Here is a 17,382-nt window from a genome sequence, read left to right as displayed (position 1 = left end):
CTGGGTCAGCGCCCGGACTCGTCGTCGGGCTCGTCGTCCAGCGCCTCATCGGCACCCAGTGCCTCCAGGGCGCGTCGGGTGACCTCGTCGATCTCCCCGATGGCGTCGATCCGGCTGAGCAGCCCGACCTCTTCGTAGAACCCGGCCAACGGCGCGGTCTGTTCCCGGTAGACCTCGAGCCGGTGCCGCACGGTCTCGGGCTTGTCGTCGTCCCGCTGGACCATCTCGCCGTCGACCACCACCCGCCGGCCGGAGAGCCGGCGTACGAGTTCGTCCTCGTCGACGACGAGCTCCAGGCAGCGGTCGAGCCGGTGACCCATCTCCGCCAGCGAGTCACGCAGCTGTTCGGCCTGGGCGATGGTGCGCGGGAAGCCGTCGAGCAGGAAGCCCGCCTTGGCGTCGGGCTCGGCCAGTCGATCGGAGACCATCGCGACGGTGATCACGTCGGGCACCAGGTCACCGGCGTCCATGTACGCCTTGGCCTGCTTGCCCAGGTCGGTCTGACTGGTGACGTTGGCGCGGAAGATGTCGCCCGTCGAGATCGCCGGCACACCCAGCCGAGCGGCGATGACCTGGGCCTGGGTCCCCTTGCCCGCCCCGGGAGGGCCCAGCAGCACGACGCGCATCAGCGGAGGAACCCTTCATAGCTGCGCTGGTTGAGCTGCGTCTCGATCTGCTTCACCGTCTCCAAGCCCACTCCCACCATGATCAGCACCGCGGTCCCGCCGAACGGGAAGTTCTGGTTCTGCCCCTCTTGGGTGATCGAGAGGAACAGGTTGGGCAGCACCGCCACCAACCCGAGGTAGATCGACCCGGGCAGGGTGATCCGGGACAGCACGTACTGCAGGTACTCGGCTGTGGGTCGACCGGGGCGGATGCCCGGGATGAAGCCGCCGTAGCGCTTCATGTCGTCGGCCCGCTCTTCGGGGTTGAACGTGATCGACACGTAGAAGTACGTGAAGAAGATGATCAGCCCGAAGTAGATGGCGATGTGCACCGGGCTGCTCTGGTTGATCACGTAGTTCTCGAAGAACCTGCGGACCGGACCGCTGGAGTCGCTCTGCAGCTGGCTGAGCAGCTGGGGCAGGTAGAGCAGCGACGAGGCGAAGATGACCGGGATGACGCCGGCCTGGTTCACCTTCAGCGGCAGGTACGTCGACGTCCCGCCGTACATCCGGCGGCCGACCATCCGCTTGGCGTACTGCACCGGGATGCGGCGTTGCGCCTGTTCGACGTAGACCACCGAGGCGATGACGACGAGGGCGAACACGCAGACGACGGCGAAGATGAAGGCGCCGCGGGTCTGCAGGATCGCGCCACCCTCGGCCGGGATCCGGGCGGCGATCGAGGTGAAGATCAGCACGGACATGCCGTTGCCGATCCCCTTCTCCGTGAGGAGCTCGCCCAGCCACATGATCACGGCGGTGCCGGCGGTCAAGGTGATGACGAGGATGACCGTCGTCCACACGGAGTCCGACGGGATGATGTCCTGCGGGCAGTTCGGGAAGAGCTGGCCACTGCGGGCCAGGGCGATGATCCCGGTGCTCTGCAGCACGGCGAGTGCGATCGTCAGGTACCGGGTGTACTGGGTCAGCTTGGCCTGACCCGATTGCCCTTCCTTCTTCAGCTGCTCGAACCGCGGGATGACCACGACCAGGAGCTGGACGATGATGCTCGCGGTGATGTACGGCATGATGCCGAGCGCGAAGACCGACAGCCGGAGCAGCGCCCCGCCGGAGAAGAGGTTGACCAGCGAGTAGACGTCGCGCTGGTCGGAGGCCGCAGCCAGGTCCAGACAGCTGTTGATCGCCTCGGTGGACACACCTGGCCCCGGGACGCTGGCGCCGAGCCGGTAGACGGCGATCAGCGCCAGGGAGAACAGCAGCTTGCGCCGGAGATCTGGCGTCCGGAACGCCGCGGCGAACGCCTGCAGCACGTGCCCTCCCCGAGTTGGTCGTGTGAGGTTATCAACGTCGGCCGACATCCCCACCGCCACCGTCCCACGGGGACGACGAGAGCGGGGTCCGGCGGACCTGGACGAGTGTGGCGCAGCCCGGTCCACGACCGGACAGCAGACGGCCCCCGGGGCGCAGTCACCCTGCTCGGGTGCGCGCCCCGGGGGCCGTCGGCGGTCAGATCTGGGTGGTGCTGCCCCCGGCAGCGCCGATCTTCTCCTGGGCGGACTTCGAGAAGGCGTGCGCCTGCACGTCGACCTTCACCCCGCCCAGCTCGCCGGTACCGAGGACCTTGACCGGCTGACCCCGCCGGATGGCGCCGGCGTCGGCCAGCGTCCCCGGGTCGATGGTCCCGCCCTGCGGGAACAGGGAGGCGATCCGGTCCAGGTTGACGACCTGGAAGACGACCTTGTTGTTGTTCTTGAAGCCAGAGAGCTTCGGCAGTCGCATGAAGAGGGGGGTCTGGCCACCCTCGAAGCGGGCCGAGACCTGCACGCGAGCGCCGGAGCCCTTGGTGCCGCGACCGGCCGTCTTGCCCTTGGAGCCCTCACCGCGACCCACGCGGGTCTTCTTGGTGTGGGCGCCCGGGGCCGGACGCAGGTGGTGGACCTTGAGAGTCATGTCAGTGTTCCTTCTCGTCCGACGCTCAGACGATCTCTTCGACGGCGACCAGGTGCGGCACCGTCGCGACCATCCCGCGGATCTCGGGACGGTCCTCCTGGACGACCGAGTCGTGGATCCGCTTCAGCCCGAGCGAACGCAGCGTCTGACGCTGGTTCGGCTTGGTGCCGATGGCCGACTTGACCTGGGTGACCTTCAGCTGAGCCATCTCAGACCCCCTGACCGGCCCGCGCACGCAGCATCGCGGCCGGGGCGACGTCCTCCAGGGGCAGACCGCGGCGAGCCGCGATCTCCTCGGGACGGACGAGGTCCTTCAGCGCCTGCATGGTCGCGTGGACGATGTTGATCGGGTTCGAGGACCCGAGGCTCTTGGACAGGATGTCGTGGATGCCGGCGCACTCCAGCACGGCGCGCACCGGACCACCGGCGATGACACCGGTACCCGGGCTGGCCGGCTTCAGCAGCACGACACCGGCAGCCGCCTCACCCTGCACCGGGTGCGGGATGGTGCTGGCGATGCGAGGCACCTTGTAGAAGTGCTTCTTGGCCTCCTCGACGCCCTTGGCGATCGCCGCGGGCACCTCCTTGGCCTTGCCGTAGCCGACACCCACGGTGCCGTTGCCGTCGCCCACGATGACCAGCGCGGTGAAGCTGAAGCGCCGACCACCCTTGACGACCTTGGACACGCGGTTGATGGCCACCACGCGCTCGATGAACTGGCTCTTCTCGGCGGTACCGCCACCGGGGCCGCGGCCGCCGTCGCGGCGGTCACGGCGGTCGTTGCCGCCGCCGGCACCGCCGGGGCCACCCGTCCCGCCGGCGCCACCGCCGCGTCGCTGTGGTCCTGGCATCAGACGTCCCTCTCGATCTGCTCAGTGATGGTGCTCATCAGAAGTCCAGCCCGCCTTCGCGGGCGCCGTCCGCCAGGGCGGCGATGCGCCCGGCGTACCGGTTGCCACCGCGGTCGAAGACGACGGCGGCGATCCCGGCGGCCTTGGCACGCTCCGCGACCAGGGCACCGACCTGACGGGCGAGGGCGGACTTGTCGCCCTCGGCGCCCTTCAGGCTGGCGTCCATGGTCGACGCACTGGCCAGGGTACGGCCCACCGTGTCGTCGACCACCTGGACGTGGATGTGCCGCGAGCTGCGCTTGACCACCAGGCGCGGGCGCTCCGGCGTGCCGCCGACGCGCTTGCGGAGACGGTTGTGCCGGCGCAGCCGCGAGACGCGGCGCGCAGTGCTGACGTCGGTGCCGACGGGCTTGTGCACCCGGACACCCTTCTCGGTCTTGGCTGCCTGTGCCATCACTTGCCCGTCTTCCCGACCTTGCGCTTGACGACCTCGCCCTGGTACCGCACGCCCTTGCCCTTGTACGGGTCGGGGCGACGGATCTTGCGGATCTTGGCGGAGACCTCGCCGACCTGCTGCTTGTCGATCCCGCTCACCCGCAGGCGAGTGGGGGCCTCGACGGTGAAGGCGATCCCCTCAGGGGCCTTGACCAGCACCGGGTGGCTGAAACCGAGGGCGAACTCGAGGTCCGACCCGCGGGCCTGCACGCGGTAGCCGACGCCGACGATCTCCAGGGTCTTCTCGTACCCCTGGGTGACGCCGGTGATCATGTTGGCGATGAGCGACCGCGAGAGGCCGTGCAGGGCACGGGACTCTCGCTCGTCGTTGGGACGCTGCACCAGCAGGGTCCCGTCCTCACCGCGCTCGACGGTGATGGGAGCGGCCACCGTGTGGCTGAGCTTCCCCTTCGGCCCGGAGACGTTGACCGTTCGCCCGTCGATGGCGACGTCAACCCCGCTCGGCACCGGAATCGGGAGTCGTCCGATCCGTGACATGTCTGCTCGCTCCTCTTACCAGACGTAGGCGAGGACTTCCCCACCCACGCCCTTCTTGTTCGCCTGCTTGTCGGTCAGCAGCCCGGTGGAGGTGGAGATGATCGCCACCCCGAGGCCGCCCAGGACCTTGGGCAGGGCGGTCGACTTCGCGTAGACACGCAGGCCGGGCTTGGAGACCCGACGGACACCGGCGATGCTGCGCTCGCGGTTGGGGCCGTACTTGAGGGAGACCACGAGCTCCTTGCGGACGTGGCCTTCGACCTCGACGTCGTTGACGGTCCAGCCGCCGATGTAGCCCTCCTGCTGGAGGATCGCGGCGACCTTCGTCTTGAGCTTCGACGACGGCATGGCCGCGGCGTCGTGGTACGCCTGGTTGGCGTTGCGGATCCGCGTGAGCATGTCCGCGATCGGGTCGGTCATCGTCATGGGTACGTCGTGCCTCTCTCGCCGCGGTTCCGCACGCTGTCGTGCGCGGGCCTCTCGGCGACGTGGGTTGTGCTCCGGGGCGTGCCCGGGAGCGAGTGGCCCGCCCCGTGCGGGGCGGGCCGTACTGCGTCTGTTACCAGCTGGACTTGGTCACACCGGGCAGCTCGCCGGCGTGGGCCATCTCCCGCAGGCAGATCCGGCACAGGCCGAACTTGCGGAAGACCGCGTGGGGCCGACCGCACCGCTGGCAGCGGGTGTAGCCGCGGACGGCGAACTTCGGCGTGCGAGCCGCCTTGTTGACAAGGGCCTTCTTGGCCATCTCTTGGTCTCCTACCTTCTACGCAGACCGCGTCAGCGGGTGGTGTTCACGACGGTCTGGCCGGCGAAGGGGAAGCCGAGCCGCGACAGCAGCTCCCGGCCCTCCTCGTCGGTGGTGGCGGTGGTCACCAGGGTGATGTCCATGCCCCGGGGCCGGTCGATCCTGTCGACGTCGATCTCGCGGAACATCGACTGCTCGGTCAGACCGAACGTGTAGTTGCCGTGGCCGTCGAACTGCTTGGGGCTCAGGCCGCGGAAGTCGCGGATGCGGGGCAGGGCCAGCGAGAGCAGCCGGTCCAGGAACTCCCACATGCGGTCGCCGCGGAGGGTGACCTTGGCGCCGATCGGCATGCCCTCGCGCAGCTTGAACTGCGCGATCGACTTGCGGGCCCGCACGACGGCGGGCTTCTGGCCGGTGATGGCGGTGAGGTCGCGGACCGCGCCGTCCATCAACTTGGCGTCACGGGTGGCCTCGCCGACGCCCATGTTGACCACGATCTTCACGAGACCGGGGATCTGCATGACGTTGGGGTAGCCGAACTCGGACTGCAGGGCCGGGGCGATCTCCTCGCGGTACCGGGCCAGCATGCGGGGCAGCTCACGGGTGGGTGCGCTCATGGTGTTCAGAGGTCCTTACCGGTGCGCCGCGAAACCCGGATGTTGCGGCCTTCCTCGTCCTTGCGGTAGCCGACCCGGGTCGGCTTGTCCTCGGAGTCGATCACCATCACGTTGCTCACGTGGATGGCGGCCTCCTGCGTGACGATCCCGCCCTGCTGGGCACCGCGCTGGGTGGTGCTGATCCGGGTGTGCTTCTTCACCCGGCCGATGCCCTCCACCAAGACCTTCTGGGTCCGGGGGAACGCCGCGATGACGCGGCCCTTGGCACCCTTGTCCTTGCCGGCCAGGACGACGACGGAGTCGCCCTTCTTGACCTTCATCGACGGGGTCTTCCCGCTCGTCGGCTGAGCCATGATCACAACACCTCCGGAGCGAGCGAGATGATCCGCATGAAGCGCTTGTCGCGCAGTTCCCGGCCCACCGGGCCGAAGATGCGCGTACCGCGCGGGTCCCCGGTGTCGCGGATGATCACCGCGGCGTTCTCGTCGAAGCGGATGTAGGAACCGTCCGGACGACGGCGCTCCTTGACCGTGCGGACGATGACGGCCTTGACCACATCGCCCTTCTTGACGCCTGCGCCCGGAAGCGCGTCCTTGACGGTGGCGACGATGACGTCACCGATGCCCGCGTAGCGACGCCCCGAGCCACCGAGCACCCGGATGCACAAGATCTCCTTGGCCCCGGTGTTGTCGGCGACCCTGAGCCGCGACTCCTGCTGGATCACTTCCTGCTCCTGAATCTGAGTGGTGACAGCCGGACCGGATCGGTGAACCGGCTGTCCGGTACCCACGTGCGGACGCACCGGCAGCGATGCCGCCGGTGCGTCCGTGCACGGGTTCCGGGATGTGGCGCGCACCGAAGAGCGCGCCAGTCGTCCAGGGTACTCCCTGCTCACCGACCCCGAGGGGCCGGCTGTCGACTTCTTACTTGGCCTTCTCCACGACCGACACCAGACGCCACCGCTTGGTGGCGGAGGTGGGGCGCGTCTCCATGATCTGCACCCGGTCGCCGATGCCGGCGGTGTTCTGCTCGTCGTGCGCCTTCAGCTTGCTGGTGCGGCGCAGGACCTTGCCGTAGAGCCCGTGCTTCACGCGGTCCTCGACCTCGACGACGATGGTCTTGTCCATCTTGTCGCTGACGACCAGGCCCTCACGGACCTTGCGGTAGCCACGCCCGGCCAGGCCGGGCCCGGTCGAGGTCTCGGTGCTGGTGTTCGTGACCTCGCTCATGCGACACCCTCGTTCGGGGCGACCGAGAGACCGAGCTCGCGCTCGCGCATGATCGTGTAGATCCGGGCGATGTCGCGGCGGACGGTCTGCAGTCGCCGGTTGTTGTCCAGCTGGCCGGTGGCCACCTGGAACCGCAGGTTGAACAGCTCTTCGCGCGACTCGCGCAGCCGGGTGGCCAGCTCGTCGGCGGACAGCTCGCGCAGCTCAGGCGCAGTGAGGCCGGCGGCCATCACACCTCTCCTTCGCGAGTGATGAAGCGGCACTTCATGGGGAGCTTGTGGATCGCGCGGCGCATGGCCTCGCGGGCCACCGGCTCGTCGACACCCGACAGCTCGAACATGATCCGACCGGGCTTGACGTTCGCCACCCACCACTCGGGCGAGCCCTTGCCGGAACCCATGCGGGTCTCGGCCGGCTTCTTGGTCAGCGGACGGTCGGGGTAGATCGAGATCCACACCTTCCCGCCACGCTTGATGTGACGGGTCATGGCGATACGAGCGGACTCGATCTGCCGGTTCGTCACGTAGGCCGGCTCGAGAGCCTGGATCGCGAAGTCACCGAAGTTGATCGCGGTGCCGCCCTTGGCCCGGCCAGTGCGGTCGGGGTGGTGCTGCTTGCGGTGCTTGACCCGACGCGGGATGAGCACTGGTCAGCCCTCCGTGTTCTCGGCGCCGGCGGCCTTCGCGGCCGCGGTGCCCTCAGCACCGGCTGCCTCGCCGATGCTCTGTGCGGGAGCAGCCTCACCCGAGGCGACGGCGACGGCACTGGTGGCGTCGGCGGGAGCCTCGGACGGCTGCTCGGTGGAGACCGGGGCGTCGGCCGCTGCGCGGCCGGCCTCGGTGCCCCCGGCGGTCGTGCCGGACGAGCCGGACCGACGCTGGGGACGCTGGGCCCGCTCACGGCGCTGCTGACGCTGGGCGAGGGCCTCGAGGGCCTCCCGCTCGGCGCGCGAGCCGCTGGCGTCACCCTTGTAGATCCAGACCTTCACGCCGATGCGGCCGAAGGTCGTGCGGGCCTCGTAGATGCCGTAGTCGATGTTCGCGCGCAGCGTGTGCAGCGGGACGCGACCCTCGCGGTAGAACTCCGAGCGGCTCATCTCCGTGCCGCCGAGGCGACCGGAGCACTGCACCCGGATGCCCTTGACCTGCGGGCTGCGCTGCGCCGACTGCATGGCCTTGCGCATCGCACGACGGAAGCTCACGCGGCTGGACAGCTGCTCGGCGACACCCTGGGCGACCAGCTGCGCGTCGGACTCGGGGTTCTTCACCTCGAGGATGTTCAGCTGCACCTGCTTGCCGGTGAGCTTCTCGAGCTCACCCCGGATGCGGTCGGCCTCCGCGCCACGCCGGCCGATGACGATGCCCGGCCGGGCGGTGTGGATGTCCACTCGGACCCGGTCACGGGTGCGCTCGATCTCCACCTTCGAGATCCCTGCGCGCTCCATGCCCTTGCCCATGAGCTTCCGGATGGCCACGTCTTCCTTGACGTAGTCGGCGTACAGCTTGTCCGCGTACCACCGGGACTTGTAGTCGGTGGTGATGCCGAGCCGGAACCCGTGCGGGTTGACCTTCTGACCCACTAGCGGGTCCCTCCCCTCGTGTTGCTCTTCTGCTGCTGGGTGGCCGGGCCGGACTGCCCGGTCTCCCGACGTGCCTTGCGCGACCGCAGGGCCAGCTCAGCGCTCGAGCTCACCTCGGTCACCTCGACGGTGATGTGGCTGGTCCGCTTGTTGATGCGGAACGCCCGGCCCTGGGCACGCGGACGGATCCGCTTGAGCGTGGGGCCCTCGTCGACGAACGCGGCGCTGACGACCAGCGCTGCGGGGTCCAACTGCAGGTTGTGCTCGGCGTTGGCGACCGCGCTGGCGACGACCTTGGCCACCGGCTCACTGGCGGTCTGCGGGGTGAAGCGCAGCAGCGCCAGGGCCTCGTCGGTCGGCAGGTAGCGGATCATGTCCACCACCCGGCGTGCCTTCATGGGGGTGACGCTGACGAACCGGGCCGTGGCCCGGGCGACCGGCGTCTCCTGTCCCAACTGGGAAGTCATCTGGGTCTCTTCTCTACCTGGTCGTCGCTCAGCCGCGCCGCGACCGGCGGTCGTCCTTGACGTGCCCACGGAAGGTGCGCGTGGGCGCGAACTCGCCGAGCTTGTGCCCGACCATCGCCTCGGTGACGAACACCGGGACGTGCTTGCGGCCGTCGTGCACGGCGATCGTGTGCCCGAGCATGTCGGGGATGATCGTCGAACGCCGCGACCAGGTGCGGATGACGTTCTTGGTGCCCTTGTCGTTCTGGACGTCCACCTTGGCGAGCAGGTGGTCGTCGACGAACGGGCCCTTCTTCAGGCTGCGTGGCATGTCTGTCGGACTCCTTACCCGCTCAGCGCTTCTTGTTGGTGCGCCGGCGGCGCACGATCAGGGCATCACTGGCCTTGCGCTTGCGCGTCCGGCCCTCCGGCTTGCCCTTCGGGTTGACCGGGTGCCGGCCACCGGAGGTCTTGCCCTCACCACCACCGTGCGGGTGGTCCACCGGGTTCATGGCGACACCGCGGACGGTCGGGCGCTTGCCCTTCCACCGCATCCGGCCGGCCTTGCCCCAGTTGATGTTCGACTGCTCGGCGTTGCCGACCTCACCGATGGTGGCGCGGCACCGCACGTCCACGTTGCGGATCTCGCCCGAGGGCATCCGCAGCTGGGCGAAACGACCCTCACGGGCGACCAGCTGGACGCTCGTGCCGGCCGAGCGGGCGATCTTGGCCCCGCCACCGGGCCGCAGCTCGATGGCGTGGATGACCGTGCCGACCGGGATGTTGCGCAGCGGCAGGTTGTTGCCGGGCTTGATGTCGGCCGCGGGGCCGCACTCGACCACGTCGCCCTGCTTCAGCTTCGCCGGGGCGATGATGTAGCGCTTCTCCCCGTCGGCGAAGTGCAGCAGCGCGATGCGCGAGGTGCGGTTCGGGTCGTACTCGATGTGCGCGACCTTGGCCGGCACACCGTCCTTGTCGGCCCGGCGGAAGTCGATGAGACGGTAGGCGCGCTTGTGCCCGCCGCCCTGGTGACGAGCAGTCACACGACCGTGGACGTTGCGCCCGCCACGACCGTGCAGCGGTCGGACCAGCGACTTCTCGGGATGGTCGCGGGTGACCTCGGCGAAGTCGGCGACGGACGAGCCGCGGCGGCCCGGCGTCGTCGGCTTGTACTTACGGATGGCCATGGTTCCTCAGAGTCCCTGTCTGTTCTCTCTGGTCCGATCAGTGGTCACCGGCGCTCAGGCGCCGGGTCCACCGAAGAGCTCGATGCGGTCACCGGGGGCAACGGAGACGATGGCGCGCTTGGTGTCCTTGCGCTTCCCCATCACAGCGCCCTTGGAGCGCTTCCTCTTCCCCTGGCGGTTGATCGTGTTGACGGCGAGGACCTTCACGTTGAAGACCTGCTGCACAGCGATCTTGATCTGGGTCTTGTTCGCGTCGGGCCGGACGATGAACGTGTACTTGTTCTCGTCCAGGAGCCCGTAGCTCTTCTCCGAGATGACCGGGGACAGCAGCACGTCCCGGGGGTCGCGGACGCTCATGCCTTCTCCTCAGTCGTCTCGGTCGTGGTGGCCGGCGCGATCGAGGGCACGTCGCCGTCGATCTCGTGGGTCTCCAGGTCAGGGAGTTCGGCCGAGGAGGCCGCGCCCTTGCCGCCCCGGGCCGGGCCGGTGACGAACTCGTCCAGCGCGGTCTCGGTGAAGACGACCTCGTCGGACACCAGCACGTCGTAGGTGTTGAGCTGACCGGCCTCGATCAGGTGGACCCGCTGCACGTTGCGCAGGCTCACCCAGTTGAGGACGTCGTCCCGGTCGAGGACGACCAGCACGCGCTTGGCGGTGCTGATGGAGTCCAGGACCTTCAGCGCTGCCTTCGTCGAGGGCGCGTCACCCTCGACGAACGCGGAGACGACGTGCACGCGGCCGTCCCGGGCCCGGTCGGAGAGGGCACCGCGCAGGGCGGCGGCCTTCATCTTCTTGGGCGTCTTCTGCTCGTAGTTCCGCGGCTGCGGGCCGTGCGAGATGCCACCGCCGGTGAACTGCGGCGAGCGAAGCGAACCCTGACGGGCCCGACCGGTGCCCTTCTGGCGGTACGGCTTGGCGCCGGTGCCGCTGACCTGGGCGCGCGTCTTGGTCGAGTGCGTGCCCTGGCGTGCCGCGGCCAGCTGGGCCACGACGACCTGGTGCAGCAGCGAGACGTTGGCCGGGGCGTCGAAGAGCTCGCCGGGCAGCGTGACGCTGCCGGAGGTCTCCCCCGCCGGCGTCCGGACGTCGACCTGCCGGTCGGACCGGGTGTCGGTCGCGCCAGCCGATGTCGATGTGGTCACTTAGCGTCACTCCCTACGGGGCCACCCTTGACCGCGGAACGGACGAGCAGCAGCCCGCCGCGCGGACCGGGGACGGCGCCCTTGATGAGCACCAGGCCCTTCTCCGTGTCGACCTGGTGGACCTTCAGCGAGAGCGTGGTCGTGGTGACCGCACCCATGCGTCCGGCCATGCGCACGCCCTTGAAGACGCGACCCGGGGTCGAGGCCCCGCCGATCGAGCCGGGGGCGCGGTGCTTGCGGTGGGTGCCGTGACCCGCGCCGAGGCCCTTGAAGCCGTGACGCTTCATGACGCCGGCGGTGCCCTTGCCCTTGCTGGTGCCGATGACGTCGACCTTGGCCACGTCGGAGAAGACCTCGGCGGTCAGCTCCTGACCGACCGTGTAGTCAGCGGCGTCCTCGGTGCGCAGCTCGACCACGTGCCGGCGCGGCGTGACGCCGGCCTTGGCGAAGTGCCCGCCCTCGGGCTTGTTCACCTTGCGGGGGTCGATCGCACCGAAGCCGAGCTGGACGGCCGAGTAGCCGTCCTTCTCGGGGGTGCGCACCTGGGTGACCACGCACGGGCCCGCCTTGATGACGGTCACCGGCACGATGCGGTTGTTCTCGTCGAATACCTGGGTCATCCCCAGCTTCTCGCCGAGGAGACCACGGAATGTGCTCGCCATGTCTGGGACAGCCCTTACTGGATGTTGACGTCGACCGAGGCCGGCAGGTCGATGCGCATCAGCGCGTCGACCGTCTTCGGCGTCGGGTCGAGGATGTCGATGAGCCGCTTGTGCGTACGCATCTCGAAGTGCTCGCGCGAGTCCTTGTACTTGTGCGGCGAGCGGATGACGCAGTACACGTTCTTCTCCGTCGGCAGCGGCACTGGGCCGACGACGCGCGCTCCGGTCTTCGTCACCGTGTCCACGATGCGCCGAGCCGAGGCATCGATGGCCTCGTGGTCGTAGGCCTTCAGCCGGATGCGGATCTTCTGTCCCGCCATCGGTTGTCTTCGCTCCTGCCGATCGGTTGTGAAAGTACAAGTGGGTCTGCTGACCCTGGGTCGGGATCCCCGACCCGGCTGACGGGCGGCGGCCGATGAGGCCGCCGCCCGTCAGGGTGTCACTGGTTGATCTTGACGACCCGGCCGGCGCCGACGGTGCGGCCACCCTCGCGGATGGCGAAGCGCAGGCCCTCCTCCATGGCGATCGGCTGGATCAGCTCGACCGACATCTCGGTGTTGTCGCCGGGCATGACCATCTCGGTGCCCGCAGGCAGCGTGACGACGCCGGTGACGTCCGTGGTCCGGAAGTAGAACTGGGGACGATAGTTGTTGAAGAACGGCGTGTGCCGGCCACCCTCGTCCTTCGAGAGGATGTAGACCGAGCCCTCGAAGTTCGTGTGCGGCGTGATCGAACCCGGCTTCACGACGACCTGGCCGCGCTCGACGTCCTCGCGCTTGATGCCACGCAGCAGCAGACCGACGTTGTCACCGGCCTGACCCTGGTCGAGCAGCTTGCGGAACATCTCGACGCCGGTGACGGTCGTCTTGGTCGAGGTCGGGCGGATGCCGACGATCTCGATCTCCTCGGAGACCTTGACGATGCCGCGCTCGACGCGACCGGTGACGACCGTGCCACGACCGGTGATCGTGAAGACGTCCTCGACGGGCATGAGGAACGGCTTGTCGATCTCACGCTCGGGCTCGGGGATCGCCGTGTCGACGGCGTTCATGAGCTCCATGAGCTTGTCGCCCCACTCGGCGTCGCCCTCGAGCGCCTTCAGCGCCGAGACGCGGACCACGGGGAGGTCGTCGCCCGGGAACTCGTACTCGGACAGCAGCTCGCGGACCTCCAGCTCGACGAGCTCGAGGATCTCCTCGTCGTCGACCATGTCGGCCTTGTTCAGCGCGACCACGATGTAGGGGACGCCGACCTGGCGGGCAAGGAGGACGTGCTCCTTGGTCTGCGGCATCGGGCCGTCGGTGGCGGCCACCACGAGGATGGCGCCGTCCATCTGCGCCGCACCCGTGATCATGTTCTTGATGTAGTCGGCGTGCCCGGGGCAGTCGACGTGCGCGTAGTGCCGGTTCTCGGTCTGGTACTCGACGTGGGCGATCGAGATCGTGATGCCGCGGGCCTTCTCCTCGGGCGCCTTGTCGATCATGTCGAAGGCGGACGCCTCGTTGAGGGTCGGGTACTTGTCGTGCAGCACCTTGGTGATCGCCGCGGTCAGCGTCGTCTTGCCGTGGTCGATGTGCCCGATGGTGCCGATGTTGACGTGCGGCTTGGTCCGCTCGAACTTGGCCTTGGCCACTGGGATCCTCTCTCCGTGTCTTCGCAGTCGTGCTCGTGTCTGGGGTGGTCCGTGCTCGGGGGGCGGGCCCGGGGTACCCGGGCCCGCCGTCCCGTTACTCGCCGGTCGCCTTGGCGATGATCTCCTTGGCGACGTTGGCCGGGACCTCGGCGTAGGTGTCGAACACCATGGTGTAGCTCGCCCGCCCCTGGGTGCGGCTGCGCAGGTCGCCCACGTAGCCGAACATCTCCGACAGCGGCACCAGGGCCCGGACGACGCGAGCGCCGGAGCGCTCCTCCATCGCCTGGATGGTCCCGCGGCGGGAGTTCAGGTCGCCGATGACGTCGCCCATGTTCTCTTCAGGCGTGACGACCTCGACCGCCATCATCGGCTCCAGCAGGGCCGGGCTGGCCTTGCGGGCAGCCTCCTTGAAGGCGATCGACCCGGCGATCTTGAAGGCCATCTCCGAGGAGTCGACCTCGTGGTACTGGCCGTCCAGGAGCGACGCCTTGACGCCGACCATCGGGTAGCCGGCGAGGATGCCGTACTGCATGGCGTCCTGCATGCCGGCGTCGACCGACGGGATGTACTCCCGCGGGATGCGCCCACCCGTGACCTTGTTCTCGAACTCGTAGGTCGCCGAGTCGCCGCTCATCACGAGCGGCTCGAGGGCGATCTGCACCTTCGCGAACTGGCCGGAGCCACCCGTCTGCTTCTTGTGCGTGTAGTCGTAGCGCTCGACGGCCTTGCGGATCGTCTCGCGGTAGGCCACCTGCGGCTTGCCGACGTTGGCCTCGACGCGGAACTCGCGCCGCATGCGGTCGACCAGGATCTCCAGGTGCAGCTCGCCCATCCCGGAGATGACCGTCTGACCGGTCTCCTCGTCCAGCTTGACCTGGAAGGTGGGGTCCTCCTCGGCCAGCTTCTGGATGGCCGTGCCCAGCTTCTCCTGGTCGCCCTTGGTCTTGGGCTCGATCGCCACCGAGATGACCGGGGCGGGGAAGGTCATCGACTCGAGGATCACCGGGCTCTGCGGGTCGCAGAGGGTGTCGCCCGTCGTCGTCTGCTTCATCCCGTTGACGGCGACGATCTCGCCGGCGCCCACGCCCGCACGCTCTTCGCGCTTGTTGGCGTGCATCTGGTAGATCTTCCCGACCCGCTCCTTGCGGTCCTTGGTGCTGTTCAGCACCGGGGAGCCCGCGTCGAGCTTGCCGGAGTAGACCCGGATGTAGGTCAGCTTGCCCAGGTGCTGGTCCGTCTGGATCTTGAAGGCGAGCGCGGAGAACGGCTCGTTCTCGTCGGCGTGCCGCAGGACCTCGGTCTCGCCGTCCAGTGCGGTGCCGACGATCGACTCGACGTCCAGCGGGCTGGGCAGGTAGTCGACGACCGCGTCGAGCAGGGGCTGCACGCCCTTGTTCTTGAAGGCCGTGCCGGTGATCACCGGGTTGACCTGGCCGGCGATCGTCGCCTTGCGGATCGCGGCCTTGAGGCGCTCGGGGGCGATCTCCTCGCCGGCGAGGTAGTCCTCCATCAGCGAGTCGTCGAAGTCCGCGATGTTCTCGAGGAGCTTCTCGCGGTACTCGGCGGCCTGGTCGGCGAGCTCGGCCGGGATCTCCTCGATGGAGTAGTCCTCGCCCATCTTGGTCTCACCGCGCCAGGTGAGCGCGCGCATGAAGACGAGGTCGACGACGCCGATGAAGTCGGCCTCGGCCCCGATGGGCAGCTGCAGCACCAGCGGGTTGGCCGCGAGGCGCTCGATCATCATGTCGACGCAGCGGAAGAAGTCCGCACCGGTGCGGTCGAGCTTGTTGACGAAGCACATGCGCGGAACGCTGTACTTCTCCGCCTGCCGCCAGACCTGCTCGGTCTGCGGCTCGACACCGGCCACCCCGTCGTAGACCGCGACGGCGCCGTCGAGCACCCGCAGCGACCGCTCCACCTCGACGGTGAAGTCGACGTGACCCGGGGTGTCGATGATGTTGATGTCGTGGTCCGCCCAGGAGCACTTCGTCGCGGCGGACGTGATGGTGATGCCGCGCTCCTGCTCCTGCTCCATCCAGTCCATCGTGGCCGCGCCGTCGTGGACTTCACCGATCTTGTAGTTGATACCGGTGTAGAAGAGGATCCGCTCGGTCGTCGTCGTCTTGCCGGCGTCGATGTGCGCCATGATCCCGATGTTGCGGGTCTTGGCGAGTTGGGCCTCGTTCTGGGCCATTACGTCACTCCTCTTCGTTCTCGTCCGTGCGCGGTGTCCGGGGGTCGCCCGGGTCCACCGCGGGCAGCGGCTGCTGAGGGACTGTCGTCACCAGCGGTAGTGCGCGAAGGCCTTGTTCGACTCGGCCATCTTGTGCGTGTCCTCGCGGCGCTTGACCGCGGCACCGAGACCGTTGCTGGCGTCCAGCAGCTCGTTCATGAGGCGCTCGGTCATCGTCTTCTCGCGGCGCGCCCGGCTGTACTGGATGAGCCAGCGCAGGCCGAGGGTGGTGCTGCGCGAGGGGCGGACCTCGATCGGCACCTGGTACGTGGCACCACCGACGCGGCGGCTGCGCACCTCGAGGGCGGGCTTCACGTTGTCCAGCGCACGCTTGAGCGTGACGACCGGGTCGGTGTCGTTCTTCGCCCGGACGCCCTCGAGGGCGCCGTAGACGATCGCCTCGGCGATGGAGCGCTTGCCGTCGACGAGCACCTTGTTCACCAGCTGGGTGACCAGCTGGGACTGGTACACCGGGTCGGCGACGAGCGGACGCTTCGGCGCGGGGCCCTTGCGCGGCATTAGCTCTTCTCCTTCTTCGCGCCGTAGCGGCTGCGAGCCTGCTTACGGCCGCGGACGCCCTGGGTGTCCAGCGAGCCGCGAATGATCTTGTACCGGACGCCGGGGAGGTCCTTCACCCGGCCGCCGCGCACGAGCACCATGGAGTGCTCCTGCAGGTTGTGGCCGACGCCCGGGATGTACGCGGTCACCTCGACGCCACTGGTGAGGCGGACGCGAGCGACCTTGCGCAGCGCCGAGTTCGGCTTCTTCGGCGTCGTCGTGTAGACGCGCGTGCACACGCCGCGGCGCTGAGGGGATCCCTTCAACGCCGGGGTCTTGGTCTTCTCGACCTTGTCCTCGCGGCCCTTGCGGACCAGCTGCTGGATCGTGGGCATGGGTGGCCTGGATCTCCTGCCTGCGCTGGGTCGTGCTGTGGATGTGGTGCACTGCTGTGGTGTGCCCGGTCGCCCGGCCCTCTCGAGTCTGCCCGCGACCCACCCTCCGACCCCCGCGTTCGGGCGTGTCGCCCTCCGCGAGAACCGGCCAGTTGATCGAACCGGACTCATCGCCCCTCGCGACTCGGCACCGGCCACACCACCTTGCAGTGGGCCCCGTCTGTGACGGGAGTGGCCCCCGGCATCCGGTCGGTCCGAGGACCGATGGACACCCAGGTGCACCGCGAACGGGAGCAGGCCCAGTCATCCTGGGCACAGCTGACCACAGTACCCGGCCCTGCCGGACCGGTCAAAGCCGGGTCGACATGTGGGCTGCGCACCGGGGTCAGCCGGTCTGTCCTGCACCAACTGGCGGTGTACCGGGCACATTCCCGGGCGCTGCACGCAGCTGCCCGAGGGGTCGTGCCGGCAACGTACCCGAGTCGGACGGCGGCGGGCAGGTGCACCGCCACCGTGGACCGGCGCCGTTCGTCCACGTCGCTTCTGTCGGACTCCCGCCCTACGGTCGGTGCTGACCCGCTCACGTCGCGCACCCA

At 68.7% G+C, this 17,382-nt stretch carries 27 protein-coding genes; all 27 read right to left on the bottom strand.

Translation table 11 applies throughout. The features are described 5' to 3' along the window. Nucleotides 1–5: 5 nt before the first annotated feature. On the bottom strand, nt 6–626 hold the full coding sequence (locus O2W20_RS04400) for an adenylate kinase (protein WP_269170518.1): 621 nt from the start codon (nt 624–626) through the stop codon (nt 6–8). Continuing rightward, entirely contained in the window at nt 626–1,936 is a 1,311-nt protein-coding gene (gene secY, locus O2W20_RS04395; protein WP_269159165.1) for a preprotein translocase subunit SecY, read from the bottom strand. Before secY ends, O2W20_RS04400 begins: the two co-directional genes overlap by 1 nt. A 196-nt stretch (nt 1,937–2,132) precedes the next feature. Then, a complete protein-coding gene (gene rplO / locus O2W20_RS04390) occupies nt 2,133–2,576 on the bottom strand; it encodes a 50S ribosomal protein L15 (protein ID WP_269170517.1) in 444 nt (147 codons plus the stop codon). A 25-nt stretch (nt 2,577–2,601) separates the two neighbouring features. Continuing rightward, nucleotides 2,602–2,784, bottom strand: coding sequence for a 50S ribosomal protein L30 (gene rpmD, locus O2W20_RS04385; RefSeq protein WP_269170516.1), 183 nt, complete (start codon nt 2,782–2,784; stop codon nt 2,602–2,604). 1 nt (nt 2,785) lies between these two features. Further along, nucleotides 2,786–3,427: a 30S ribosomal protein S5 gene (gene rpsE / locus O2W20_RS04380; RefSeq protein ID WP_036334292.1), complete on the bottom strand. Its 642-nt coding sequence runs from the start codon at nt 3,425–3,427 to the stop codon at nt 2,786–2,788. Nucleotides 3,428–3,464: 37 nt separating this feature from the next. After that, on the bottom strand, nt 3,465–3,881 hold the full coding sequence (gene rplR, locus O2W20_RS04375; RefSeq protein WP_081975217.1) for a 50S ribosomal protein L18: 417 nt from the start codon (nt 3,879–3,881) through the stop codon (nt 3,465–3,467). After that, nucleotides 3,881–4,420, bottom strand: a complete 540-nt coding sequence (gene rplF, locus O2W20_RS04370; RefSeq protein WP_269170514.1) for a 50S ribosomal protein L6 — start codon at nt 4,418–4,420, stop codon at nt 3,881–3,883. The genes rplR and rplF overlap by 1 nt, the downstream gene beginning before the upstream one ends. A gap of 15 nt (nt 4,421–4,435) precedes the next feature. Then, entirely contained in the window at nt 4,436–4,846 is a 411-nt protein-coding gene (gene rpsH, locus O2W20_RS04365) for a 30S ribosomal protein S8 (RefSeq protein ID WP_036334288.1), read from the bottom strand. A gap of 133 nt (nt 4,847–4,979) precedes the next feature. Then, nucleotides 4,980–5,165 (bottom strand): type Z 30S ribosomal protein S14, encoded by a 186-nt coding sequence (locus O2W20_RS04360; RefSeq protein WP_036334286.1) that lies wholly within the window; start codon nt 5,163–5,165, stop codon nt 4,980–4,982. 32 nt (nt 5,166–5,197) lie between these two features. Next, nucleotides 5,198–5,782 (bottom strand): 50S ribosomal protein L5, encoded by a 585-nt coding sequence (gene rplE / locus O2W20_RS04355; protein ID WP_331254073.1) that lies wholly within the window; start codon nt 5,780–5,782, stop codon nt 5,198–5,200. Between the two features lie 5 nt (nt 5,783–5,787). Then, entirely contained in the window at nt 5,788–6,135 is a 348-nt protein-coding gene (gene rplX, locus O2W20_RS04350) for a 50S ribosomal protein L24 (RefSeq protein ID WP_442928849.1), read from the bottom strand. 2 nt (nt 6,136–6,137) lie between these two features. Further along, the gene (gene rplN, locus O2W20_RS04345) at nt 6,138–6,506 is read right to left on the bottom strand and encodes a 50S ribosomal protein L14 (RefSeq protein ID WP_222050071.1); all 369 of its coding nucleotides are present in this window, start codon (nt 6,504–6,506) and stop codon (nt 6,138–6,140) included. A 199-nt stretch (nt 6,507–6,705) separates the two neighbouring features. Beyond that, nucleotides 6,706–7,011 carry a 30S ribosomal protein S17 gene (gene rpsQ / locus O2W20_RS04340; protein ID WP_269170513.1) on the bottom strand — a complete coding sequence of 102 codons (306 nt, stop codon included), beginning with the start codon at nt 7,009–7,011 and terminating at the stop codon, nt 6,706–6,708. Continuing rightward, complete coding sequence (rpmC, locus tag O2W20_RS04335) at nt 7,008–7,241, bottom strand: 50S ribosomal protein L29 (RefSeq protein ID WP_014742850.1); 234 nt, start codon at nt 7,239–7,241, stop codon at nt 7,008–7,010. The genes rpsQ and rpmC overlap by 4 nt, the downstream gene beginning before the upstream one ends. Next, a complete protein-coding gene (gene rplP / locus O2W20_RS04330) occupies nt 7,241–7,657 on the bottom strand; it encodes a 50S ribosomal protein L16 (protein ID WP_269170512.1) in 417 nt (138 codons plus the stop codon). The genes rpmC and rplP overlap by 1 nt, the downstream gene beginning before the upstream one ends. A gap of 3 nt (nt 7,658–7,660) precedes the next feature. Beyond that, the gene (gene rpsC / locus O2W20_RS04325; RefSeq protein WP_269170511.1) at nt 7,661–8,590 is read right to left on the bottom strand and encodes a 30S ribosomal protein S3; all 930 of its coding nucleotides are present in this window, start codon (nt 8,588–8,590) and stop codon (nt 7,661–7,663) included. Continuing rightward, on the bottom strand, nt 8,590–9,057 hold the full coding sequence (gene rplV, locus O2W20_RS04320; RefSeq protein ID WP_164699905.1) for a 50S ribosomal protein L22: 468 nt from the start codon (nt 9,055–9,057) through the stop codon (nt 8,590–8,592). The genes rpsC and rplV overlap by 1 nt, the downstream gene beginning before the upstream one ends. A gap of 28 nt (nt 9,058–9,085) precedes the next feature. Beyond that, on the bottom strand, nt 9,086–9,367 hold the full coding sequence (gene rpsS, locus O2W20_RS04315) for a 30S ribosomal protein S19 (RefSeq protein ID WP_036334275.1): 282 nt from the start codon (nt 9,365–9,367) through the stop codon (nt 9,086–9,088). Nucleotides 9,368–9,389: 22 nt separating this feature from the next. Next, the gene (gene rplB / locus O2W20_RS04310; RefSeq protein ID WP_269170510.1) at nt 9,390–10,223 is read right to left on the bottom strand and encodes a 50S ribosomal protein L2; all 834 of its coding nucleotides are present in this window, start codon (nt 10,221–10,223) and stop codon (nt 9,390–9,392) included. Between the two features lie 54 nt (nt 10,224–10,277). After that, nucleotides 10,278–10,580, bottom strand: coding sequence for a 50S ribosomal protein L23 (rplW, locus tag O2W20_RS04305; RefSeq protein ID WP_014742856.1), 303 nt, complete (start codon nt 10,578–10,580; stop codon nt 10,278–10,280). Next, nucleotides 10,577–11,365: a 50S ribosomal protein L4 gene (rplD, locus tag O2W20_RS04300; RefSeq protein WP_269170509.1), complete on the bottom strand. Its 789-nt coding sequence runs from the start codon at nt 11,363–11,365 to the stop codon at nt 10,577–10,579. Before rplD ends, rplW begins: the two co-directional genes overlap by 4 nt. Continuing rightward, on the bottom strand, nt 11,362–12,027 hold the full coding sequence (rplC, locus tag O2W20_RS04295; protein ID WP_269170508.1) for a 50S ribosomal protein L3: 666 nt from the start codon (nt 12,025–12,027) through the stop codon (nt 11,362–11,364). The genes rplD and rplC overlap by 4 nt, the downstream gene beginning before the upstream one ends. 14 nt (nt 12,028–12,041) lie before the next feature. Beyond that, nucleotides 12,042–12,347, bottom strand: a complete 306-nt coding sequence (gene rpsJ / locus O2W20_RS04290) for a 30S ribosomal protein S10 (RefSeq protein WP_014742859.1) — start codon at nt 12,345–12,347, stop codon at nt 12,042–12,044. A 119-nt stretch (nt 12,348–12,466) separates the two neighbouring features. Then, complete coding sequence (gene tuf / locus O2W20_RS04285) at nt 12,467–13,660, bottom strand: elongation factor Tu (RefSeq protein ID WP_269170507.1); 1,194 nt, start codon at nt 13,658–13,660, stop codon at nt 12,467–12,469. Between the two features lie 94 nt (nt 13,661–13,754). After that, nucleotides 13,755–15,854, bottom strand: a complete 2,100-nt coding sequence (gene fusA, locus O2W20_RS04280; protein WP_269170506.1) for an elongation factor G — start codon at nt 15,852–15,854, stop codon at nt 13,755–13,757. A gap of 87 nt (nt 15,855–15,941) precedes the next feature. Then, nucleotides 15,942–16,412, bottom strand: a complete 471-nt coding sequence (gene rpsG / locus O2W20_RS04275) for a 30S ribosomal protein S7 (protein WP_269159155.1) — start codon at nt 16,410–16,412, stop codon at nt 15,942–15,944. Next, nucleotides 16,412–16,786, bottom strand: coding sequence for a 30S ribosomal protein S12 (rpsL, locus tag O2W20_RS04270; protein ID WP_036334266.1), 375 nt, complete (start codon nt 16,784–16,786; stop codon nt 16,412–16,414). Before rpsL ends, rpsG begins: the two co-directional genes overlap by 1 nt. Nucleotides 16,787–17,382: the final 596 nt, after the last annotated feature.

Source organism: Modestobacter sp. VKM Ac-2982, from assembly GCF_026967935.1.
GTDB lineage: Bacteria > Actinomycetota > Actinomycetes > Mycobacteriales > Geodermatophilaceae > Modestobacter.
The sequence above is the reverse complement of the archived record's forward strand: the minus strand, read 5'-3'. Positions and strand labels throughout refer to the sequence as shown.

What these genes read in the sequence shown, in the direction of transcription:
- rpsE (WP_036334292.1), bottom strand. Translation starts at nt 3,427, where the DNA reads ATGCCAGGACCACAGCGACGCGGCGGTGGCGCCGGCGGGACGGGTGGC.
- rpsG (WP_269159155.1), bottom strand. Translation starts at nt 16,412, where the DNA reads ATGCCGCGCAAGGGCCCCGCGCCGAAGCGTCCGCTCGTCGCCGACCCG.
- rplR (WP_081975217.1), bottom strand. Translation starts at nt 3,881, where the DNA reads ATGGCACAGGCAGCCAAGACCGAGAAGGGTGTCCGGGTGCACAAGCCC.
- rpsQ (WP_269170513.1), bottom strand. Translation starts at nt 7,011, where the DNA reads ATGAGCGAGGTCACGAACACCAGCACCGAGACCTCGACCGGGCCCGGC.
- rplC (WP_269170508.1), bottom strand. Translation starts at nt 12,027, where the DNA reads ATGGCGAGCACATTCCGTGGTCTCCTCGGCGAGAAGCTGGGGATGACC.
- rplV (WP_164699905.1), bottom strand. Translation starts at nt 9,057, where the DNA reads ATGACTTCCCAGTTGGGACAGGAGACGCCGGTCGCCCGGGCCACGGCC.
- rplB (WP_269170510.1), bottom strand. Translation starts at nt 10,223, where the DNA reads ATGGCCATCCGTAAGTACAAGCCGACGACGCCGGGCCGCCGCGGCTCG.
- rpmD (WP_269170516.1), bottom strand. Translation starts at nt 2,784, where the DNA reads ATGGCTCAGCTGAAGGTCACCCAGGTCAAGTCGGCCATCGGCACCAAG.
- rpmC (WP_014742850.1), bottom strand. Translation starts at nt 7,241, where the DNA reads ATGGCCGCCGGCCTCACTGCGCCTGAGCTGCGCGAGCTGTCCGCCGAC.
- rplO (WP_269170517.1), bottom strand. Translation starts at nt 2,576, where the DNA reads ATGACTCTCAAGGTCCACCACCTGCGTCCGGCCCCGGGCGCCCACACC.
- rpsH (WP_036334288.1), bottom strand. Translation starts at nt 4,846, where the DNA reads ATGACGATGACCGACCCGATCGCGGACATGCTCACGCGGATCCGCAAC.
- rplW (WP_014742856.1), bottom strand. Translation starts at nt 10,580, where the DNA reads ATGAGCGTCCGCGACCCCCGGGACGTGCTGCTGTCCCCGGTCATCTCG.
- rplF (WP_269170514.1), bottom strand. Translation starts at nt 4,420, where the DNA reads ATGTCACGGATCGGACGACTCCCGATTCCGGTGCCGAGCGGGGTTGAC.
- O2W20_RS04360 (WP_036334286.1), bottom strand. Translation starts at nt 5,165, where the DNA reads ATGGCCAAGAAGGCCCTTGTCAACAAGGCGGCTCGCACGCCGAAGTTC.
- rpsS (WP_036334275.1), bottom strand. Translation starts at nt 9,367, where the DNA reads ATGCCACGCAGCCTGAAGAAGGGCCCGTTCGTCGACGACCACCTGCTC.
- O2W20_RS04400 (WP_269170518.1), bottom strand. Translation starts at nt 626, where the DNA reads ATGCGCGTCGTGCTGCTGGGCCCTCCCGGGGCGGGCAAGGGGACCCAG.
- rpsL (WP_036334266.1), bottom strand. Translation starts at nt 16,786, where the DNA reads ATGCCCACGATCCAGCAGCTGGTCCGCAAGGGCCGCGAGGACAAGGTC.
- fusA (WP_269170506.1), bottom strand. Translation starts at nt 15,854, where the DNA reads ATGGCCCAGAACGAGGCCCAACTCGCCAAGACCCGCAACATCGGGATC.
- rplE (WP_331254073.1), bottom strand. Translation starts at nt 5,782, where the DNA reads ATGAGCGCACCCACCCGTGAGCTGCCCCGCATGCTGGCCCGGTACCGC.
- rpsJ (WP_014742859.1), bottom strand. Translation starts at nt 12,347, where the DNA reads ATGGCGGGACAGAAGATCCGCATCCGGCTGAAGGCCTACGACCACGAG.
- rplX (WP_442928849.1), bottom strand. Translation starts at nt 6,135, where the DNA reads ATGGCTCAGCCGACGAGCGGGAAGACCCCGTCGATGAAGGTCAAGAAG.